An 18,329-nucleotide genomic window follows, 5' to 3' on the forward strand; every position below is an offset into this window, starting at 1 on the left:
CCGGAGGCAGTGGAGGGAAGCACTGGGGTTATTTTGCTTCGAGGGTGGCTTCGACTCTGTCGATGAGGTCCTTGCCTCCGATGAAGTCGTAGAACTCGGGCCAGACCTTCTCCTTGGCCAGGCGGATCCACTCCTCTTCATCGGTGAGGTTGTCCATCTGGACCCCTGCGGCAGCCATGGCCTCTTTGGCCTTGGAGGCTTCGCTGACCTGGAAGAGCAGGTTGTACTGCTGGGCCTCGATACCGGCGCGGGTCAGGATGTCCCGGGTTTTCTGGTCGTATTTTTTCCAGCTGCGCTCACCCACGGAGAGGAACTGCAGGGCATACATGTGGTGCACTTCGGTGCAGTACTTCTGCACTTCCTGGAACTTGGAGGTGTGCATGACGATGTAGGGGTTGTCCTGTCCGTCCACCACGCCCTGCTGAAGGGCGGTGAAGGTCTCGGGCCAGGAGATGGGCACAGGGTTGGCGCCCCAGGCGCGGTAGGTGGCCATGTGGATTTTGTTCTGGGGGATACGGATCTTCAGGCCCTTGACGTCCTTGAGGGAGGTAACGGGTCGCTTGTTGTTGGTGAGGTGGCGGAAGTTGGAGTAGACCCAGCCGAGGATACGGAATCCCCCTTTTTTAACGCAGGTCTCGTTCCAGAAGGCGCCGAGTTCGCCGGTGGTGGCTTTCACCGCATCGTACTCGTTTTTGATGAGGTAGGGCATGGTGAGGGTGCCCCAGCCTCGGGACGACGGGCGCCGCCCAAGACGGAGGAACATGGAGGGTCCCTTTTCGCGTGGTCTGGAGCATCTCGGTTTCGGTGCCCAGGGCGCCGCCGGAGAAGAGCTCCACTTTGATTTCGCCGTCGGAAAGACCTTCCACAATAGCTTTGAAGCGCCGGGCGTAAACGCCCTGGTCAGACTCTGGGGGATCACCGTAGCCCAGCTTGATGGTCTGTGCGGCCTGAGCGCCTGAGAGGCCGAACACGGCCAGGGTAAGGAATGAAAGGGCAACGGCAAAAGACTTACGTAACATACTACCTCCTCCTATACGCATTGTTGATTGGGGCATATACGGTTTGGGGCGGATTGGGACCCCGGGTAACCATACAGGGATATATGCCTTGTCCGTTCCCATGAAGGCAACGGACGGTGTACGCGTTCGCATGGTTCGAGCCGCCGCGTTGCGGTTCGAAACAGGGCACCTGGAGGGTCGTCGGGCAGAGCGATCCGGGCACCCAGCGGTATGTATCTGGAGGCGGGCCTTGGGAGGCGCCGCGTGGTCTCTTTCTGGGGATGTCCCTGTGTACGTTTGCTGTAACTCCATGGCCGGCGTGGTTGAGATCCCGGCCCTTCCTTTGGCTCACCACCACAGGGCATGGTGGCACAGTGCAAAGGTTTCAACGTTACAATCAGGGATGTCCGTGCCCTTGGGTTGCGTCGGGGCGGTGTGTGCCGAAGAGAGGGGGCATGGACCTCTCTGCTCACCCCGATGGTTGATAAGGTGGCACACCTTTTTGGATAGTGTCAACACAATATGATAAAATAAAATATTAGTTTCATATTATGGGAATAGAGGACGCAGAGAATTTCTCCGTATTCTACGGTGCGGACGAGGGTTTGTCTTGTTGATTCAGTAGGGTATGGGAGTCATGAAGCGCAGGCAGGGCACCTGGGGAGGGGAGAATGCATCCGTCGGGTGGACGGTGGATGGGAGGGTGACATGCGTTTTGTACCCTTTCTCTGATGTGCGGGCTGGTCTGTCGGTTCACTTGGGGGCACTAAGGCGAACCCGTCCTTGCCATGGAATCCACAAGGGAACGCCCCGGTGATCCGGGGTGTGGGGGCCCGTTTTTGTTCAGCGGTGCGGGGACGTGGGTTGGAGGTGCTTTCAGGCTGGGCGCGCCCCTTGCTCAGAGAAAAGCGATGGGTGTGACGGCAGGCTTTGCCGTGGGGCGATGCAGTACAAAGGGCTCTTTTTGTGTCCCGTGTTCGGGTGCTGGGTGGAATGAAAACGCGTCGTGTCACCGGCCATTACCGGAAGGTGGGGAGGTCTCGGGGTCGATCTCGTTCAAGGGTGCTCTTCCCACCAGCCTTTCCGAATATGGGCTTCCCGCTCCATCTCCGCCACCTGCTTGATCTTGTAAGCGGCGTCCCGGAGGATGCCGTACAGGATACCGCATCCGCTGTCTTCACGGTCGCTGTCCCCTCTTTCCGCCAGCTGGATCATGGCCTCAACCAGTTCAAGGGTTGTCTTTATGTTGTGGTCACATGCTCTCACGTTTTGTCTCCTGCTTGGGTTCCGTTCAACAGGGCGCTCCGCAACGGGCGTTTCCCTGTGATTCAATCTTTCAAGATACATGCCAGAAGCGCGGGAGAACGGGGGAGAAGGTGGTAAAAACCGGAGGCGGGCCCTGGGTGACGGAGCGAATGTGCCGTGGCATCAGATAGATCGGGCTGCGGGGCGATTGCACAGGTCGGTGGGAGATACGCGGAAGCCCCGGGGGGCGGGCTGTGTCTCACAAAGGGGGAATGAAACAGAGATGTCTTACCAATACAGGGGAGACAGCCCCCGCCGCAGGGGCGGGGACTGACTCAAAGCTCATCCCGAAGGGACGGATCAGGCCTCTTCCACGGGTTTGCCGAAGAAGAAGAGGATGCCGATGAGGGCAACCACGGCCACGGGCAGGATGATGTACACGGGTACACCGAGGCCTGCGGGGATGTAGCCGAGGAACACGGTGACAAGGGCAACGGTCACGGCGTAGACCAGCTGGGTCCGGGTGTGGTCGATGTGGTCACAGGCCGCACCCATGGACGAGAGGATGGTGGTGTCGGAGATGGGAGAGCAGTGGTCCCCGAAGATGGCGCCGGTGAGGACTGCACCGATGTTCATGAGCATGTACCCGCTCTCCGGGTTGATGGCGTGGGCCAGGGGAATGGCCAGGGGCATCAGGATCCCCATGGTGCCGTAGGAGGTACCCGTGGCAAAGGAGATAAAGGAGCCCAGGATAAAGATGATGGCCGGCAGCGTAAAGGGCGGGATGGCGTCGGAGAGAACCGACACAAGGTACATGGCGGTGCCGAGCTGCTTGATTACGGAGCTTAAGGACCAGGCCAGGAGGAGGATGACCCCGGTGATGACAAGGGACTTCACGCCCTGGACCCAGGTGTCCACGGCCGCCTCGATGGTGTAGATCTTCTGGGTAACCCCCAGGATCATGGCCACGATGCCTGCGAAGAGGGCCGCCTCAAAAAGTACGATGGAGGCATCCGACGCACCGAAGGCTTCCCGGATGGCGGTGAAGGAGGCCGGGCTCTCCTTGAGGAGCTGGATGAGGGCAGCGTCGTCCCCGCCCATGATGGCGCCCCGTCCGTTGAAGTAGAAGCCGACGAAGGCCCCCAGGATCAGGGTCATGATGGGGATGATGGCGTTCCAGATGTTGAGCTTGACGGACTCATCGGGCTCAAGGCCGGTGGACTCGGCGGCCACCATGGGCTTGGCGCCGTCGGCCAGGACTTTGCCGGTTTTGCGGGCCCGCTTCTCGGCGGTAAGCATGGGACCGAATTCCCGGAGCATGACGGCCGTGGCCACGATGAAGATGAGGATCAGGATGTTGTAGAACCGGAAGGGGATGGTGCCCACAAAGAGGCCGTAGGCGTTGGCCTCGATGCCGAGTCCTGCGTAGCCGTCTTTGATGAGGCCGATTTCGTAGGCCACCCAGGTGGAGATGAGGGCGATGCCCGCAATGGGGGCGGCGGTGCCGTCGATGATGAAGGCCAGCTTTTCCCTGGAGATCTTCATGCGGTCGGTGACCGGTCGCATGATGGGGCCCACGGTGAGGGAGTTGGCGTAGTCGTCGAAGAAGATCAACAGGCCCATGAACCAGGCGTAGAGCTGGGCGCTGGTGGCACCGGTGGCTTTCTTGGCCAGGGCCTCGGCGATGGCCTTGGCGCCGCCCATTTTGGAGACCAGGGCGATGAGGCCGCCGATGGCGAGGCACTGCAGGACGATGCCCGCGTTCCAGGGATCGGCCAGGGAGCTCAGGACCTCGTGGTTCAATTTGATGAAGCCGTCTTTGAAAGCGGAGACAACACCGCCTTCAAGGGAGAGCATGAAGGTGCCGGAGAAGATGCCTGCAAACAGGGAGAGCACCACGTTGCGGGTGACAAAGGCGAGCACGATGGCCACCACCGGCGGGATCAGGGTGAGCATCTTGAAATGATCCGCGTTGGCCTTGGCCATCGCCGGATCGGCGGCCAGGAGCATCGCGGGGACTGCAAGGGTCAATAAAAACGAAACGGCCGTAAACAAGGCCATTTTGCGTGAACGAACCATGGGTATCCTCCTTAAACTGTAACGCATGTGTTGCAGGGTTACCCGGTGGCCAGATCCCACCGGGTCGAGTCGTATGGCAAGGCTGTGTGGCTGCCGTGCAGTGGGGCGTGCCACACCTGTGATGCCGTCAGGGGTATTTCATCGCGCGGCATGCTGACTTTTATGAACGGTTGTCAGTACTTTTTATGAGATTGCCGTCATTGAGAAAAAGCAGGAATGAGGTAGGAAAGCAAGGGAAAAATGAGGGGGATGCCGGGGGGCAGCGGTGATCTGACGGGGGTAAATCAGGGAATAACAGCGCGTTGCAGGCGCGAAATCCCTGTGATAGAGGGGCTCTGTTCCGGTGGGGTGCGCCCCGGACAGCCCGGATGATCCGCTGTGCCGGGGAGGCTGTGCCTTGAAAGGAGAGGGGCGATGGGGTATAATTGCACCCATCGAAAATTACCTCAATTTGTCATGTTTCCCTATGGTTTCCCCAGAGTCTTTCTCCACCAGCCCCTTGCAGGGCCACACGGAGGTTGAGCTATGGATGGCGCACCGGTTCAGCAGGCACGTATCACCCAGGCAATAAGGACCCTGCCCCCAGAGATGTCCGGCCTCTTTGTCTCCATGGACCGGAAAAAACACTACCCGGGGAATCCCGACGGCGGCATCCCGGCCATGACCTATTTTACAAACCGGAAGCAGGTTCCCAGGGGCATGCTCAAAGCCATATCCCTGTGGTTTTCCGGGCACGACGCCATGAAAGAGAGCCGCCCGGAATGGGGGGAGTACTATGCCACGGTGCAGGGGCTCAGCGGCGGGGAGATGTGCGTCTCCATGCGGGTCCGGGACCCTGAAGGGGCGGGCAGCGTCGAGGTGATGGTGGAGGTCGAAATCATCCACAGCCTGGCCGACGGTAATCCCGTCCCCTGACGCTACGGGCCGGGCGCTGTGCGATGGCCCGTGAAACGGGGAATCTGTCTTTGTATATCATGCCTTGTCACCCGGCATGATTCCTAAAATCGTTGCGAAAATCAGTCTTGAATCCTTGAGGCAATGTGAGAACTCATGCGGGGTTGGTCTCGCTTTGGTCTGTGGTACATCCGGGCCCGGAGGAGGGCGCTGCCCGCGCAGAAAGGAGGCATCACCATGGCAAAGGAGAGCAGTGGCGCCAAGCGCATTCCGGGGCGGAAGCATCGCCTGGGCGAACTGATGATGGAGTACGGTTACATCAGCGAAGAGCAGCTGGAGACGGCCCTGAAACGGCAGATGCACGACGGCGGGCAGTTGGGCTCCATCCTCATTGACATGGGCTTCATCGGGGTGGACGACCTGTTGAAGTTTCTGAGCAAGCATTTTGAGGTGAAGCCCGTCAATCTCTTCAGCATCAACATCCCCCAGCATGTCCTGGACATGATTCCCCAGGAGAAGATGCGGACCCTGCGCGTCCTTCCTGTACGCCTGGAGGGGCATGAACTTGTCCTTGCCATGGTGGCGCCCCAGGATTTCATGACCATCAATGACCTGGGGTTTTCCCTGGGCATGAAGATACGGCCCGTTGTGACCCCGAGCTTCATGATGGAGGCGGCCCTCCAGTCCCTTGCCGGGGGATACGGCGACGGCATCTCCGGGGAGGTGATCCGGCGCACGGCCGAGGCTTTGAGCCTTCGCATCGAAAAGGCGCCGAAGCTGAAAAGCCTGATGGAGGAGATGGTCAAGCAGGGGGCCAGCGATATGTTCATCTCGGCGGGGGCGCCTCCGTCCCTGAAGATCAGCAACCAGCTCAAGCGCATGCCCATGGGGGTACTCTCCCCTGCAGATTGTGAAAAGTATGCCCGCGAGCTGCTTACCGATGACCAGTGGCGCAGGTTCCAGGTGGAAAACGATGTGGAGATGGCGCTGAACGTCAAGGAGGTGGGGCGGTTCCGCATTGCCCTGTACAAACAGCGCAACACGGTCTCCATCGCTTTCCGGGCCCTGCCCGAGGTGCTGCCCAGCATGGAAGCCCTCGGCCTGCCGGACTGGGTCCACGACTTTGCCCTGAAGCCCCAGGGGCTGATCATGGTGTGCGGACCGGCCGGCCACGGAAAGTCCACCACCCTGGCCAAGATCGTGGACATCATCAATGACAACCGCCGGTGCAACATCATCAGCCTGGAAGACCCGGTGGAGTACCTTCATAAGCACAAGAAGTGCAACGTGAACCAGCGGGAGGTGGGGCGAGACTGCGAGACCTTCCATGACGGGCTGCGAAGCATTTTCCGGCAGTCACCGGACGTGATCGTGGTGGGAGAGATGCGGGACAAGGAGAGTTTCGAGATCGCCCTTCGGGCGGCCAATACCGGGCACCTGGTGATCAGCACGGTCCATGCCGACAACGCCACGGGGATCATCGAACAGGTGATCAACATGTTCCCCTCCCATCAGCAGAACCTCATCAGGAGCCTTCTTTCCGCCTCCCTTCTCTGCACGATTTCCCAGCGGCTGATTCCCAGACGGGACGGCAAGGGGCTTGTTCTGGCTGTGGAAAAGTTCATCAACAGCTACCGCATGAAGAACCTGATTCGTGAAGAGAAGACCCACATGATCCGCACCCAGATGCAGACGGCCGGCGAGGAGTTTGTCCCCCTGGATTTTTCCCTGGCGGATCTTTACTCCAGGGGGGAGGTGACCTTCGAGGATGCCGCCCGGTACATGGAAAACATCGGGACCCTGCAGAACGCCTCCACCCGGAACGGGTACATGGCGGCCAGGGAAGGCTAAAGGGCGGGGATCCACTCCCGCCCGTGATGTCATCGAAGGGATCTTGCGGCCATGTCGGCCTGGTGCCTTTTTAACTCTTCGGGGATCCGCTGCACCGCCGCCAGGGAGACACAGGCCATGAGGGCTCCCCCTATAAAAGGAATGCGGTAGTCCACCACCCAGAGCAGGCCCCCGATGAAGGGCAGCACCACCGCTGCAATATGGTTGATGGTAAAGCCTGCTGCCATGCTCGGAGCGATGTCCCGGGGATCGGCCACTTTCTGGAAGAAGGTCCGGATGGCGATGGCGAAGTTGAAAAAGATGTGGTCGAGGATGTAGAGGACGGCCACCAGCACCCTGGACTCCGCAAAGGCGTAGGCGATGAAGATGAAGATAAGGCTCAGGTACTCCAGGGAGAGGATGCGCCGCTCCCCGAAGCGGACGATGGCTTTTCCGATAAAGGGACTCAGGAAATAGTTCACCAGGTTGTTGAAGAGGAACAACACGGCGATCTCCTGGACGGAGAAGCCAAAGCGCTGAACCATGAGGAAGACGGAAAACGCAACAAAGATCTGTCGCCGTGCCCCGGCCATGAAGGTGAGGAAATAGAAGAGCCAGTAGCGCTTTCGAAAGATCGCCTTTTTGCGTTGGGGAACGGCGGCGCTGTGGGTGGGGTCTCCCACAAGGCTGTAGAGGCCCAGGGCAACGATGGCCGTGCCGCTGAAGATGTACATGCCCTCAAAGCTGAGGAAGGGGGCGGCGCAGAAAAAAAGGACACTGGCGAAAATGGCGGTGGCGGCACCGAAGCTCCGCAGCTTGCCCAGCACAAGGGGAGCCGTGTCACGGTCAAAGTATTGAAGGGTAAGGGACTGGTTGACGGTTTCAAAGTAGTGGAACCCGAAGCTCATGGCCAGGGTGGTCAGGGCAAGGCCCCAGAAACTGGGAAACCATCCCGTGACGCAGACGCCGATGCCGAGAATGATCACGGAAAACGAGGCGATGCGGTGCTCTTTCAGGAAGAGGGTGACGTACACCACAAGCAGGGCCAGAAAGCCCGGGATTTCACGGATGGATTGAATGGCGCCCACATGGCTGCCGTCAAGGCCGATGACCTGTACGGAGAAGTTGTCAAAAAGGATACGCCAGGATTGCAGCCCGAAGGTGGCACCGAGCGTCAAAAGCAGAAGGAATCGGTACATGGGCCGATTCCACGGTTGGAGAGAGAGTTTCGTCATGGCCTTATATCAGTTGCTGTCTATGGGTAAAGTGCAAAGTATGTCACAGGGTCGCAGGCCGGGCAAGGTCAACCTTTTCCAACGGGGGAGGGTGGTTGACGGCTCCCCCGCGGAGGAGAGATGAGACAATTGATGCCGTTTAACTCCCAGGAGATCGCCCGGGTGGAAGCCCTGGGGGAGTTTCTCCTCAAGGAGGACATGGAAGATTTCAACCGGGACTACTCGGTGTGGTCGCGCCTTCCCGAGTCCGTGCTGAAAATCGCCCTGAAAAAGCGGCTGGCCCTGGAGCGCCAGGTCCTGGAAAAAAACGGGGCCTCATCCAATGAAAATATCCACGCCGTGGTGGACGCCGGGATGCGGCTGATGTCCCTGGCGCGATTCTATTACCAGAGTTCCGAGGCGTATCGGGAGTTGATCCACGAACTCTACCCGGTGCAGCTCCCGTGGTAGCCAGGGGGCTCGCCAGGGAAAGACAAAGGAGAGGACCATGAATCGCTGGTTTCTGATGGGAAGTGTCTCAATGGTTGTCGGTCTGTTTCTGCTGGTGATGGTAGCTTTGGCCAATTCTACTCCGGGGATCCCCTTCGGTTCGACTACAGCCTCAAGAGCCTGCTGCCTCCTGAGCGGCTGACGTGGATCGACGGTATCTCCAGCTCCGGGCTCCAGTCCGCAGCCCACTGGATGGAAGCGGCCCCCCTGTATATCTATTGCTTCGGCCTGGGGGCGCTGCTGATCCTGGCCAGCGGCCTGGTCCGGGAATAAAGCACGCGCGTTTTCCGGCGGGGTGAGGGCCATGGGGTGCACCCGGTTTGCTTGAACGGTGGGAATATCAGGTAACGATGAGGCTGTTTTGTGCCGTTGACGCGCTTTGGCTCAGCGGCAGGACGCCATGATTTTCTCCAGGGTGGCCAGGGCTGAGTAGTAATTGAAGTTTTCAATGCTGTAGGTGAGTTCTTCGATGAGGTGCCCGGCTTCAGGGGGGATCAGGACCTTGAGAAGGTCGGTTTCCTGGGTCGTCTCAAATTTGTTGTGGGAGAGTTTGTCCCGCAGCCGTACCAGGGTGTGGGTGAGCTGGGCGGGCGGAGCCGACGGGGTGGGACCCCATTTTTCGGGGGCTTCCGTGGACGGCATGGGAAGGGGGCTGAGGGAACCACGGATTTCCACCAGTCGCCGTGAAAGGTGGGTGGGTTTCAGGGGCTTTTTCAGGATGGAAAGGGCCTCAACCTCCTTGAACAGGGAGGCAGCGGCGTCGAAGAGCCCTCCGGAGCAGACGGCAAAGGTGTGGGCAATTCCCTGGGGCCAGTCCGGGACAACGGGCGCACCGGGGGGCGACAGCTCGGCATCGGAGAGGAGCCAGAAGGCAAGCTCCCAGGGAGGGCTGGGGCAGGGCACCGCATGGGCCGGGTGGATGCGGTCCACCTGATAGCCCCACCACTCCAGGCACCGGCAAAGGCCTGTCTCATCAGCGCAGGGAGGGCCCACGAGCACCACGGGTTGGGAGGTGGTGAGGCGCGGCAGGTGCGGTGGGGTTCTCCAGGAACGGTGAGCTGAAACGCGAAGACGCTTCCGTATCCGTGAGGCCTGCTGCGGACAGTGATCTCTCCCCCCAGAAGGGCCACGATTTTTTTGCAGATGGCCAGGCCCAGGCCGGTGCCGCCGTACTCCCGGGTGGTGGAGCAGTCCGCCTGGCTGAAGGGCTCGAAGAGAATGCGGGCGTCTCCGTGGGGCAGCCTGGAGAAGTCGATGCCGATGCCCGTGTCCCGGACACCGGTCTCCAGGGTGATGAGGTCTGATTCGCGCCCGACCACCCGGCAGCAGAGGGTGACGCTCCCCGAGGGGGTGAATTTCACGGCGTTGGCCATGAGGTTCACAAGCACCTGGCGGATGCGCAAAGGGTCCCCGGTGACCATGGCGGGCAGATCCGGGTCCACCTCCAGGACCAGGGCCAGCCCTTTTTTTTCAGCCTGGGGGGTGAAGGTGTCTGTGACCTCTTCCAGGAGCTCCAGGTAGCTGAAATCAATGACTTCGGCCGTGAGTTTTCCCGCATCGGCCCGTGAAAAGTCGAGGATATCGTCGATGAGGGTCATGAGGGCGTGGGATGAGCGCATCATGATCTCGATGTAGTTTCGCTGCTTTTCGGTGAGCCCCTCGGCCTCCAGAAGCTCGGCAACCCCCATGATGGCATTCATGGGGGTTTTTATTTCGTGGCTGATGTTGGCCAGAAAGCGGCTTTTTGCCTTGAGGGCACTTTCGGCCAGGTTCTTGGCTTTGGTGAGCTCCCGGGTCTTTTCCGCCACCTTGTCTTCCAGGCGCTCCCGGTAATCGGTAAGCTCGATCTCCGTGGCTTTTCGACGGGTGATGTCCGAAAAGGTGCAGAGAGCCGCAGGCCGCCCCAGGTACCTCAGGTGGCTCACGGTGATCTCGATCCACACGGTGCTGCCGTTGCCGTGACGGATGCGGTACGCCCAGGTGCGGGGAGGGCTGTCCGGGTTTCTGAGGGCCGAGTCGAAATAGGTCCAGACGGGGTCGATGTCATCGGGGTGGGTCCACCCCCAGAGGATGTCGGCGGTGGCTTCGAGGAGTTCCCCGGTGGTGCGGCCGGAGAGGATGCTGCAGGCGGCGTTGGTGAAGACGATGCGCTGATCCTGGAGAATCATGACGCCCTGCAGGGTGTTGTCCACCAGGGTCCGGTATTTCTCTTCGTTTTCCTTCAGGGCCTTTTCGGCAATTTTCCGCTTGAGGATCATGCGGTTGGCGGCATCGGCAAGGTGCTTGAACTCGGAGAAGAAGAGCTTGTCCGGATCAATGGTGGTGAAGTCCCTGGAGGCTTTTTTGAAAAAGGTGCCGAAGGAGGCGAAGGAGCGGGCCAGGTGCCTGGCAAAGAACCCCGAGACCGTGGCACTGACGGCCACGGCCGCGCAGAGGATGACGAGGACATAGAGGAGCTGCTCGCGGATTCGTTGCTTCAGGGCATCCTGTTTCTGGCCGAGGGCAAGGCCCATGGCGTGGGTGTCCGCCGACGCCCCGATGACCCAGCCCAACCTGGAAAAGGGGCGGAGATAGCCCAGGTAGGCGGTGCTTCCGTCCGGAGCATCGTACTGGATGAACCGTCCGTCCTCTTCTAAGCCCTGGGTGGCAAGGGCGGCGGTACTTTCTGAGGCAAAGTCGTGGCCGGTGAGGGGGGCGCCAGTGTCCGAGAGGATGAAGACCCGGTCGGCCGTGGGGCTTGTGGGGCGGTAAAGCTCCTTGATGATCCGTTTTTTAAGGGTGCGGTAGAACTCGTCATGATAATAGCCCGTGCCCACGATCCAACCCAGGGGCTTGATCAACCGGACGTAGGTGGTTTTCAGGAAAAGGGGCCCTTCGGGGGCTTCCGGTTTGGGGTATCGGTAGGTGAGGTACCCGTCTCCGGCGGACAGGGCGAGGTCCACGGCCCGCCTGGCGATGGGAAACTCCTCCTGGCCCGATAGGCGGGCAAAGGGGGTGCCGTCAAGCTTCGGGCGAATGGCGTTGAACATGAGGGTGCCGTCTTCATTCAAGGCAAAGAAGAAACGCTGGTTTTTCTGGGACCGTGCCTTTCGAAGGGCGTTGCGCATGAGGGCGTGGCGAATCTGGAGGGGCAGCCCGGCCTGGTTTTCCGAATGGATGGCCAGAAGGATGGAGGAGGTCTCCAGGACCCGCTCTTTGAGTTGCTGGCGGCGCTGCTCTTCGGCAATGGTGATGGCCCGGTCCAGGGTTGCCTCCAGGCGATTTGTCATCTCAACGAGGCTCTGTTTCCGGGTCTCCATGAAGTGGGTGCGGACCTGGTCGGACTGGTCCCGGAGGCGGTTGTTCTCAACGGCAACCCAGAGGGCCCCCAGCCCCGACAGGGCGCAGGTCATCAGGATCATCATGAGGGAGAAGTAGGATTCCGAGATGGTCCAGCGTCTCTTCATGGAGCGGTCAGTTCAGGGGCAGGGTAAAGGTGAACTCGGAACCCGAGGCGTCGGTGCGCGTCAGGTGGATTTCCCGCCCGTGCCGCGAAAGGATGTGCCGGGTGGGGTGATGAAGAGGCCCAGCCCCGTGCCTTTGTCGTCAGCTTTTTCAGTAAAAAAGGGCTCGAAGATGGTGTCGATTTTGTCCGGCGGGATACCGGGGCCGTTGTCCGAGAGGGTGACCCAGGCCGAGTCGTCTGTTTTTCCGGCCCGGATGACGATGGAACCGGAGCCGGTGGTGAGGACCTCGGTGGAGTTGTTGATGAGGTTTACAAAGACCTGGGAGATCTGGTGGGGGTCGCAGCAGACGCTCAACTCTTTGGAGACGCCGGAAGTGTTGATCTCCACGCCGCATTTCAGGAGGCGGTACCGGAGCATCTCCAGGGCGTCGTCGATGATGTCGCACAGCGGGGTGAGGACATTGGAACGCCCCCGCTTTTTCGAGTAGCCCTTGAGCCGGTCGGTGAGGGCGTTGATGCGCTGGGCCCCCTTGACGATGTTGACTGCCCGCTGCTGGATGGAGACCATGTTCCCCCCGAGGATGTCGTCCATGATCATCTCCGCGTTGCCCACCACGTAGTGTAGGGGATTTTTCACCTCATGGGCAATGGCCGCGGACAGGGTCCCCAGGGTGGCGAGGCGATCCGAGTGGATCAGCTGGCGGGTTCGGTCGTGGACCAGGCTGTTGAGGCGGTCCCGGTGCATTTTGAGTTCCATGTGGGTGCGCACCCGGGCCTTGACCACCGCAGGGCGGAATGGCTTGGTGATGTAATCCACGGCCCCCAGCTCCAGGCCGAAGGTCTCGTCTTTTTCGTCGTCCCTGGCTGAGATGAAGATAACGGGGATGTGGGCGTGTTCGGGGTTGTTCTTGATGCGTCGGAGGACCTCGTAGCCGTCGATGCCGGGCATCATGATGTCCAGGAGGATGAGGTCCGGGCAATGGTCGTCAACCATCTCAAGGGCTTTGGAGCCGCTCCGGGCAAAGCTGATGTCGTATTCTTTTCTTAAGGTTTCACCGAGAATTTTGATGTTGGTGGGCATGTCGTCCACAATCAGAACGTTCATTCGGTAGGGCGTGGGGCTCATCGTATCTCCTTGCTGCCCGGTTAAGACTTGGCCGGTATGTAAGGGGCATGGACGCGGGCATGACTCTATTTGACGTCGGCTCCGGTTTTGCATACACAAAGGGCGTTGAGCGGTGCCGAATATCATCGCCAAGGCGGCCGAAACGTGGGATGGTGTGGGTTGTGTGCCGAGCCCCTCACGTACCGGAATATCCTGCGGTGTTCTCTTCCCTGTCGGTATGAATGACTGAGCGAGTCATTTCCTTAGTGATATTCATACCGGGTGACAAGGAAGTAAAAAGTGTATCAATATACCCTGTCAAATGCAACATGGATAAGTCTTTTCAATTTTGTGTTACTTCATAGGTAACACCTTTGGTGGGAGGTATTCGTGCCACCGGGCGGGGCATTGCCCCCGGCGTGAGATAAGATGGCCGGATGACATAATAAGTTCACGGGATGGAGAGTGCAGAATGGAGATATTGGAGACCCCCTACGACGAGGTGGTCGGCTATGTGAAGGCCCGGTACGGCAAGGGGGCCTTTCATGCCTCGGCACTGGTACGGGAGGTGATGGTTCACGGCAACCCCCGCTTTTGGGAGGCAAAGGCGTTTTCCGAGGCACCGGCCCTGGCCTCTTCCCTGGCAAAAGAGGTGCGCTTTGCCCCGCCCGTGATAGAGGAGACGGTTCAGCGGGAGGGGGTGGTGAAGGTCCTCCACCGCCTTTCCGACGGCCTGGCCGTGGAGTCGGTGGTGATCCCCATGAAGGGGTATGCCACTTTGTGTGTCTCCACCCAGGTGGGGTGTCGCATGGGATGCCGGTTCTGCCGTACCGGGCGCATGGGCCTGCACCGGAACCTCACCGCAGCCGAAATCACCGGGCAGCTCTGGAACGCCCGGTTTGTCTTGAAGGCCCCCATCCGAAACGTTGTGTTCATGGGGATGGGGGAGCCCCTGGACAACCTTGAGAACGTGGTCCGGGCCATTCGGGTGATGACGGACGGCCGGGGCTTTTCCATCGGACCCAGGCGCATCACCGTCTCCACCGTGGGGCTGGCCGATGAGATCCCCCGCCTTGCCGACGCAGGGACAGGGGTTCGCCTGGCCCTCTCCCTGAATGCGTCGGACGACGCCGTGCGTGCCGACCTGATGCCGGTGAACAGGCGCTACCCCCTGGCCACCCTCAAAAAAGCCTGCGTGGCCTGGCGGTAAACCGCCGGATACGGGACGGGGTGCTCCTGGAGTACGTCTTGATCCGGGGGCTCAACGACCGAAGCGAGGATATCTCCAGGCTGGCGGATTTTGCAAGGGGGGTGTCTGCCACCGTGAACCTGATCCCCTTTAATCCCTCCGGGGAAGAGACCCCCTTTGAGCCCCCTTCCGATGCAGAGGTCAACGCTTTCCATGACCGGCTGGTGGCCGAGGGGATCCATGTGCGACGGCGCTGGTCCCAGGGGGAAGATCTCCTGGCGGCCTGCGGCCAGCTCGGGGAAAAGGCGTGTCCGCACAAAAGCAGGTGACGTCTACAGGGCGGTATGAAGGAGCACGTCGCCCTCTTTGGCCGGGTCCAGGGAGACAATGCGGTTCCGCCCTGACTCCTTGGCCCGGTAGACGGCGGTGTCCGCAAATTTAAGGAGTTGCTCGGGGCACCCGGAATCCCCGGGGGTCATGCAGGAGACGCCGATGCTCAGGGTCACAAAGGGGTGGGTGGGGGATGCCTCGTGGGCAATGCCCAGCTTTTCCGTGCTCCGGACAATGAGGTCGGCCACGATAAGGGCCTTGTCCAGGGGCGTGTGGGGGAGAAGGACCACGAACTCCTCGCCACCGTACCTGGCCGCCAGGTCGTGGGCTCGTTTGACGCAGGCGCTGATGGCCCCGGCCACCCGTTCCAGGCATCGATCCCCGGCCTGGTGGCCGTAGTGGTCGTTGAATCTCTTGAAGTGGTCGATGTCGATGAAGATCAGGGAGATGGGGGAGCTGACGCGCGCGGCGCTGCGCCACTGGGCGTCATAGACGGTATCGAAGTGGCGGCGGTTGTAAAGGTTGGTAAGACCGTCGGTGATGGAGATCCGGGCGAGCTTCCGGTTGGTCTCGGCCAGTTTGCGGGCGTTGATACGCTGGAGCATGGCCTGGAGGAACTCCCGCCGTGCCTCGCTTTCGAGCTGAAAGCACCCGAAGAGGCTGATGATGAGGGCAGCGCAAAGGACCAGGGCGCTGGTCGACTGCCCCCCCGCCGATGGCGGGCATGCTGTCCAGGCTGACGACATAGGCAAAGAGAATGACCGAGGAGGTGATGAGCCCGGTCTTGAACCGGATGCCTGCCACGATGTTCCCGAAGATGGCAATGAGGATGATGCCGGTGTAGTAGTAGGGGGTGACGTTGGGACGGCGGCTCTGGGCTACAGGTAGATGATCCCCGAGGAGGTCAGCATCATCAGCACCATGATAAAGAACTCGCTGTGGCGCCGGAAACGTTTGATGGTCACTAGGCCCATGACCAGCAGGATGGCCGGGGAGACCACAAAAAGCCTGAGCCGCCATGCCGTGGCGGAGATGTCGGGCACCATGATGCGGTCGCTGATGAAGAAGAGATTATAGATGACGATGGCCAGGAAGCCGGCCAGGGGGAAGTGGCGGTTCCGTTTGTCGGTTTTCTGGTCCCGAAATAGGGATTCCAGGGGCTCGGGAAAGGCGAAGACCCCGAAACGACGGGCCAGGCAACGACGGATGACCCCTTCGTGGGAGAGTCGGCTGTGTGGAGAGTCCAAGGGCACCTCACTCAAGGTCGTTAAGTCCGTGAGAAAATCACCGCGCCCGGGGGGGAGGGCCTTGCATGGGATAGGGCAGGCTGCCGGGGCAACCTGAATAGAAACGCATACAAAAAAAGGAGGCAGTCTCCTGCCTCCTTCCTTTGAAAAAATCGAACGGCGATTAGCGCTTGGAGAACTGGAAGCGTGCTCGGGCGCCTTTCTGGCCGTACTTCTTACGCTCTTTGACCCTGGAGTCACGGGTAATGAACCCGGCGCGCTTCAGCACGTCGCGAAGCTCGGGGTCGGCAAGGAGAAGGGCCTTGGTGATGCCGTGACGGATGGCACCGGCCTGTCCCATGATACCGCCGCCTTTGACCTTGACGTTGATGTCGTAGGCGTCCTGGGCCTCAACGAGGGCCAGGGGGGAGGCGAGAACAAGGCGAGCCATGGGGTTGGGGAACGCCTCTTCAACAGGTTTATTGTTGACGGTGATTTTGCCGCTACCGGGGGTGATCCAGGTGCGGGCAATGCCGTTTTTCCGTTTGCCGGTGGCGTAGAATACGTTTTCTTTTTCCATGAATATCCTCAGTATCTCTTGATTCGCTGTGATGGTTGCTTAGACTGCGAGGGTCTCAGGCTTCTGGGCCGCATGAGGATGTTCTTCCCCTGCGTACACGAAAAGCTTTTTGTTCAGCTCACGACCCAGTCGGTTTTTGGGCAGCATGCCCTTAACGGCGAAACGGAGCAGATCCTCGGGACGCTTCTCAAGAAGTTTGTCGGCGGTGATGGCGGTGATGCCTCCAACGTAGCCGCTGTGACGGTAGTACGTCTTGTTCTTGAGCTTGTTGCCGGTGAGCTTGATCTTGTCGGCGTTGATGACAATGATCCAATCTCCGGTGTCAACATGCGGTGTGTACATGGGGTTGTGCTTACCACGAATGTGTGCTGCGACAACGGAAGCGAGTCGGCCAAGCACCTGATCCTTGGCATCGACGACGAACCATTTCTGTGGATTGTCCGATTTCTTTGCGCTATAGGTATATTTTTTCAATGTTGTATACTCCCGGTCGGTTTTCGTACAAATAACTGAAATTAAATAATTGAATTCACCTGATTTGTCAAGTGGATTCTTAATATTTGGGCACACGTGGTAAAGGCTTGCCGGAGACGTGATACCACAAATCAGATCGTAAAAGAAAGAGGAGATTTCAAAAAAAATGAAAAATGTGGAAGTGGAGGTGAAATACCGTCTGGCCGATGCCGATGCCCTGAGACAACGCCTGGTGGATGCCGGGGCAAAGGGGACGGGAAGGGTTTTTGAAGCCAACTCTCGCTATGATACTGCAGATGGCGGAATCAGGCAAGCCGGATGTCTGCTTCGCCTGAGAAAAGATGGAAAAACGCGCCTCACCCACAAAACGCCCCACGCCGACACCGGGACGGACGGCTTTAAAATCTTCCGGGAGCTGGAGGTGGAGGTGAGTGACTTCGACACCATGGACAAAATCTTGAACGCCCTGGGATTTGAGGCGGTTCAGACCTATGAGAAGTGGCGGGAGACCCTTCACTTCAAAGGCTGCGAGATCTGCCTGGACACCCTCCCTTACGGCGAGTTCATGGAGATCGAAGGAGAGAAGGCGCGCATCGAGGAGGTGGCGGCCCTGTTGGGTCTGGCCCGTAAAGGCCGCATCGCCACCAACTACCTCTCCCTTTTCGAGGCCCTGAAAACCGAGTTCGATCTCCCCTTTTCCAACCTGACCTTCGACAACTTTTCAGGCCTCACCCACGACTTTGGTAAGGTCCTGAAGCGCTTCGAAGCCGCTGGCTGAAGCCGGGGACGGGGCTAAGCCTCGGCCTTGGCCTTGGCAGCGAAGGGCTTGACCGCGGCCTCGTGGGTCTCGTTGCCCCGGGCGTGGCTTTGCCCCTTGCCGGTGGCGGGCTTGGTACAGGTCACCGCAGCGTTGATAACCCCGCCGGCCTCCACGATGAGGTCCCCGCAGGTCACGGTTCCGGAGCAGCAGCCCCCTTTAAGGACAATGAGCTCTTTTTCCGCCTTGAGGGTCCCCTCATAGGTGCCGCCGACGGTGATGGAGCTGACAGTGACGTCGCATAAGGCTTTTCCCTCTTCGGCGATGATGAGGCTGTCCGCCTGGATGGTGCCGTTGACCACCCCTTTGATCACGAGCTGGCCCTTGCCGGAGATGTTTCCGGTAAAGGTGAGGCTTTTGTCGATAACGGAGAGATGTTTCGATGGGTTCATT

The 18,329-nt window shown here is 59.8% G+C and carries 19 protein-coding genes; 6 read left to right on the forward strand and 13 right to left on the reverse strand.

What is annotated here, in order from left to right; all coding sequences use genetic code 11:
• Positions 1-28 precede the first annotated feature (28 nt).
• The 4 genes from ACOYW1_RS00550 to ACOYW1_RS00565 all read right to left on the reverse strand — a co-directional run bounded on the left by ACOYW1_RS00550 (position 29) and on the right by ACOYW1_RS00565 (position 4,322).
• Complete coding sequence (locus tag ACOYW1_RS00550) at positions 29-709, reverse strand: TRAP transporter substrate-binding protein (RefSeq protein ID WP_482423628.1); 681 nt, start codon at positions 707-709, stop codon at positions 29-31.
• Positions 624-1,019, reverse strand: a complete 396-nt coding sequence (locus ACOYW1_RS00555) for a hypothetical protein (RefSeq protein ID WP_482421260.1) — start codon at positions 1,017-1,019, stop codon at positions 624-626. Before ACOYW1_RS00555 ends, ACOYW1_RS00550 begins: the two co-directional genes overlap by 86 nt.
• A 1,035-nt stretch (positions 1,020-2,054) precedes the next feature.
• On the reverse strand, positions 2,055-2,264 hold the full coding sequence (locus ACOYW1_RS00560; protein WP_180136638.1) for a hypothetical protein: 210 nt from the start codon (positions 2,262-2,264) through the stop codon (positions 2,055-2,057).
• Positions 2,265-2,603: 339 nt separating this feature from the next.
• The gene (locus ACOYW1_RS00565; RefSeq protein ID WP_482421261.1) at positions 2,604-4,322 is read right to left on the reverse strand and encodes a Na+/H+ antiporter NhaC family protein; all 1,719 of its coding nucleotides are present in this window, start codon (positions 4,320-4,322) and stop codon (positions 2,604-2,606) included.
• Between the two features lie 525 nt (positions 4,323-4,847).
• On the opposite strand from ACOYW1_RS00565, the gene ACOYW1_RS00570 reads away from it, so the two are divergent.
• Together ACOYW1_RS00570 and ACOYW1_RS00575 are read left to right on the forward strand one after the other, a co-directional pair.
• The gene (locus ACOYW1_RS00570) at positions 4,848-5,237 is read left to right on the forward strand and encodes a hypothetical protein (RefSeq protein WP_482414759.1); all 390 of its coding nucleotides are present in this window, start codon (positions 4,848-4,850) and stop codon (positions 5,235-5,237) included.
• 216 nt (positions 5,238-5,453) lie between these two features.
• Positions 5,454-7,067, forward strand: a complete 1,614-nt coding sequence (locus ACOYW1_RS00575) for a PilT/PilU family type 4a pilus ATPase (RefSeq protein ID WP_482421262.1) — start codon at positions 5,454-5,456, stop codon at positions 7,065-7,067.
• A gap of 29 nt (positions 7,068-7,096) precedes the next feature.
• Here the strand turns inward: ACOYW1_RS00575 and ACOYW1_RS00580 are convergent, their stop codons facing one another.
• On the reverse strand, positions 7,097-8,245 hold the full coding sequence (locus ACOYW1_RS00580; protein ID WP_482421263.1) for an MFS transporter: 1,149 nt from the start codon (positions 8,243-8,245) through the stop codon (positions 7,097-7,099).
• Between the two features lie 156 nt (positions 8,246-8,401).
• Between ACOYW1_RS00580 and ACOYW1_RS00585 the strand changes: the two genes are divergently transcribed.
• Entirely contained in the window at positions 8,402-8,731 is a 330-nt protein-coding gene (locus ACOYW1_RS00585) for a hypothetical protein (RefSeq protein ID WP_482421264.1), read from the forward strand.
• A 423-nt stretch (positions 8,732-9,154) separates the two neighbouring features.
• Here ACOYW1_RS00585 and ACOYW1_RS00590 read toward each other — a convergent pair whose 3' ends face one another.
• From ACOYW1_RS00590 to ACOYW1_RS00600, 3 genes are read right to left on the reverse strand one after another with little or no spacing between them, the layout of a single operon-like run.
• A complete protein-coding gene (locus ACOYW1_RS00590; RefSeq protein ID WP_482421265.1) occupies positions 9,155-9,445 on the reverse strand; it encodes a hypothetical protein in 291 nt (96 codons plus the stop codon).
• A 38-nt stretch (positions 9,446-9,483) separates the two neighbouring features.
• Positions 9,484-12,216: a cache domain-containing protein gene (locus ACOYW1_RS00595; RefSeq protein ID WP_482421266.1), complete on the reverse strand. Its 2,733-nt coding sequence runs from the start codon at positions 12,214-12,216 to the stop codon at positions 9,484-9,486.
• Positions 12,217-12,276: 60 nt separating this feature from the next.
• The gene (locus ACOYW1_RS00600) at positions 12,277-13,341 is read right to left on the reverse strand and encodes a sensor histidine kinase (protein WP_482421267.1); all 1,065 of its coding nucleotides are present in this window, start codon (positions 13,339-13,341) and stop codon (positions 12,277-12,279) included.
• A 451-nt stretch (positions 13,342-13,792) separates the two neighbouring features.
• Here ACOYW1_RS00600 and ACOYW1_RS00605 point away from each other — a divergent pair, with 451 nt between their 5' ends.
• Complete coding sequence (locus ACOYW1_RS00605) at positions 13,793-14,530, forward strand: radical SAM protein (protein ID WP_482421268.1); 738 nt, start codon at positions 13,793-13,795, stop codon at positions 14,528-14,530.
• 20 nt (positions 14,531-14,550) lie between these two features.
• Complete coding sequence (locus ACOYW1_RS00610) at positions 14,551-14,838, forward strand: hypothetical protein (protein ID WP_482421269.1); 288 nt, start codon at positions 14,551-14,553, stop codon at positions 14,836-14,838.
• A 3-nt stretch (positions 14,839-14,841) separates the two neighbouring features.
• Here ACOYW1_RS00610 and ACOYW1_RS00615 read toward each other — a convergent pair whose 3' ends face one another.
• The 4 genes from ACOYW1_RS00615 to rplM form a co-directional block, all read right to left on the reverse strand.
• Entirely contained in the window at positions 14,842-15,585 is a 744-nt protein-coding gene (locus ACOYW1_RS00615) for a diguanylate cyclase (protein ID WP_482421270.1), read from the reverse strand.
• Positions 15,586-15,717: 132 nt separating this feature from the next.
• Complete coding sequence (locus ACOYW1_RS00620; protein WP_482421271.1) at positions 15,718-16,086, reverse strand: hypothetical protein; 369 nt, start codon at positions 16,084-16,086, stop codon at positions 15,718-15,720.
• 163 nt (positions 16,087-16,249) lie between these two features.
• Positions 16,250-16,645 carry a 30S ribosomal protein S9 gene (gene rpsI, locus ACOYW1_RS00625; protein ID WP_180137126.1) on the reverse strand — a complete coding sequence of 132 codons (396 nt, stop codon included), beginning with the start codon at positions 16,643-16,645 and terminating at the stop codon, positions 16,250-16,252.
• 39 nt (positions 16,646-16,684) lie between these two features.
• The gene (rplM, locus tag ACOYW1_RS00630) at positions 16,685-17,119 is read right to left on the reverse strand and encodes a 50S ribosomal protein L13 (protein WP_180137125.1); all 435 of its coding nucleotides are present in this window, start codon (positions 17,117-17,119) and stop codon (positions 16,685-16,687) included.
• 166 nt (positions 17,120-17,285) lie between these two features.
• Between rplM and ACOYW1_RS00635 the strand changes: the two genes are divergently transcribed.
• Complete coding sequence (locus ACOYW1_RS00635; RefSeq protein WP_482414768.1) at positions 17,286-17,897, forward strand: class IV adenylate cyclase; 612 nt, start codon at positions 17,286-17,288, stop codon at positions 17,895-17,897.
• A 14-nt stretch (positions 17,898-17,911) separates the two neighbouring features.
• Here the strand turns inward: ACOYW1_RS00635 and ACOYW1_RS00640 are convergent, their stop codons facing one another.
• Positions 17,912-18,328: a bactofilin family protein gene (locus ACOYW1_RS00640; protein WP_482414769.1), complete on the reverse strand. Its 417-nt coding sequence runs from the start codon at positions 18,326-18,328 to the stop codon at positions 17,912-17,914.
• Between the last annotated feature and the right edge of the window lies 1 nt (position 18,329).

Source organism: Desulfoluna sp. CYM3A (genome assembly GCF_056829965.1).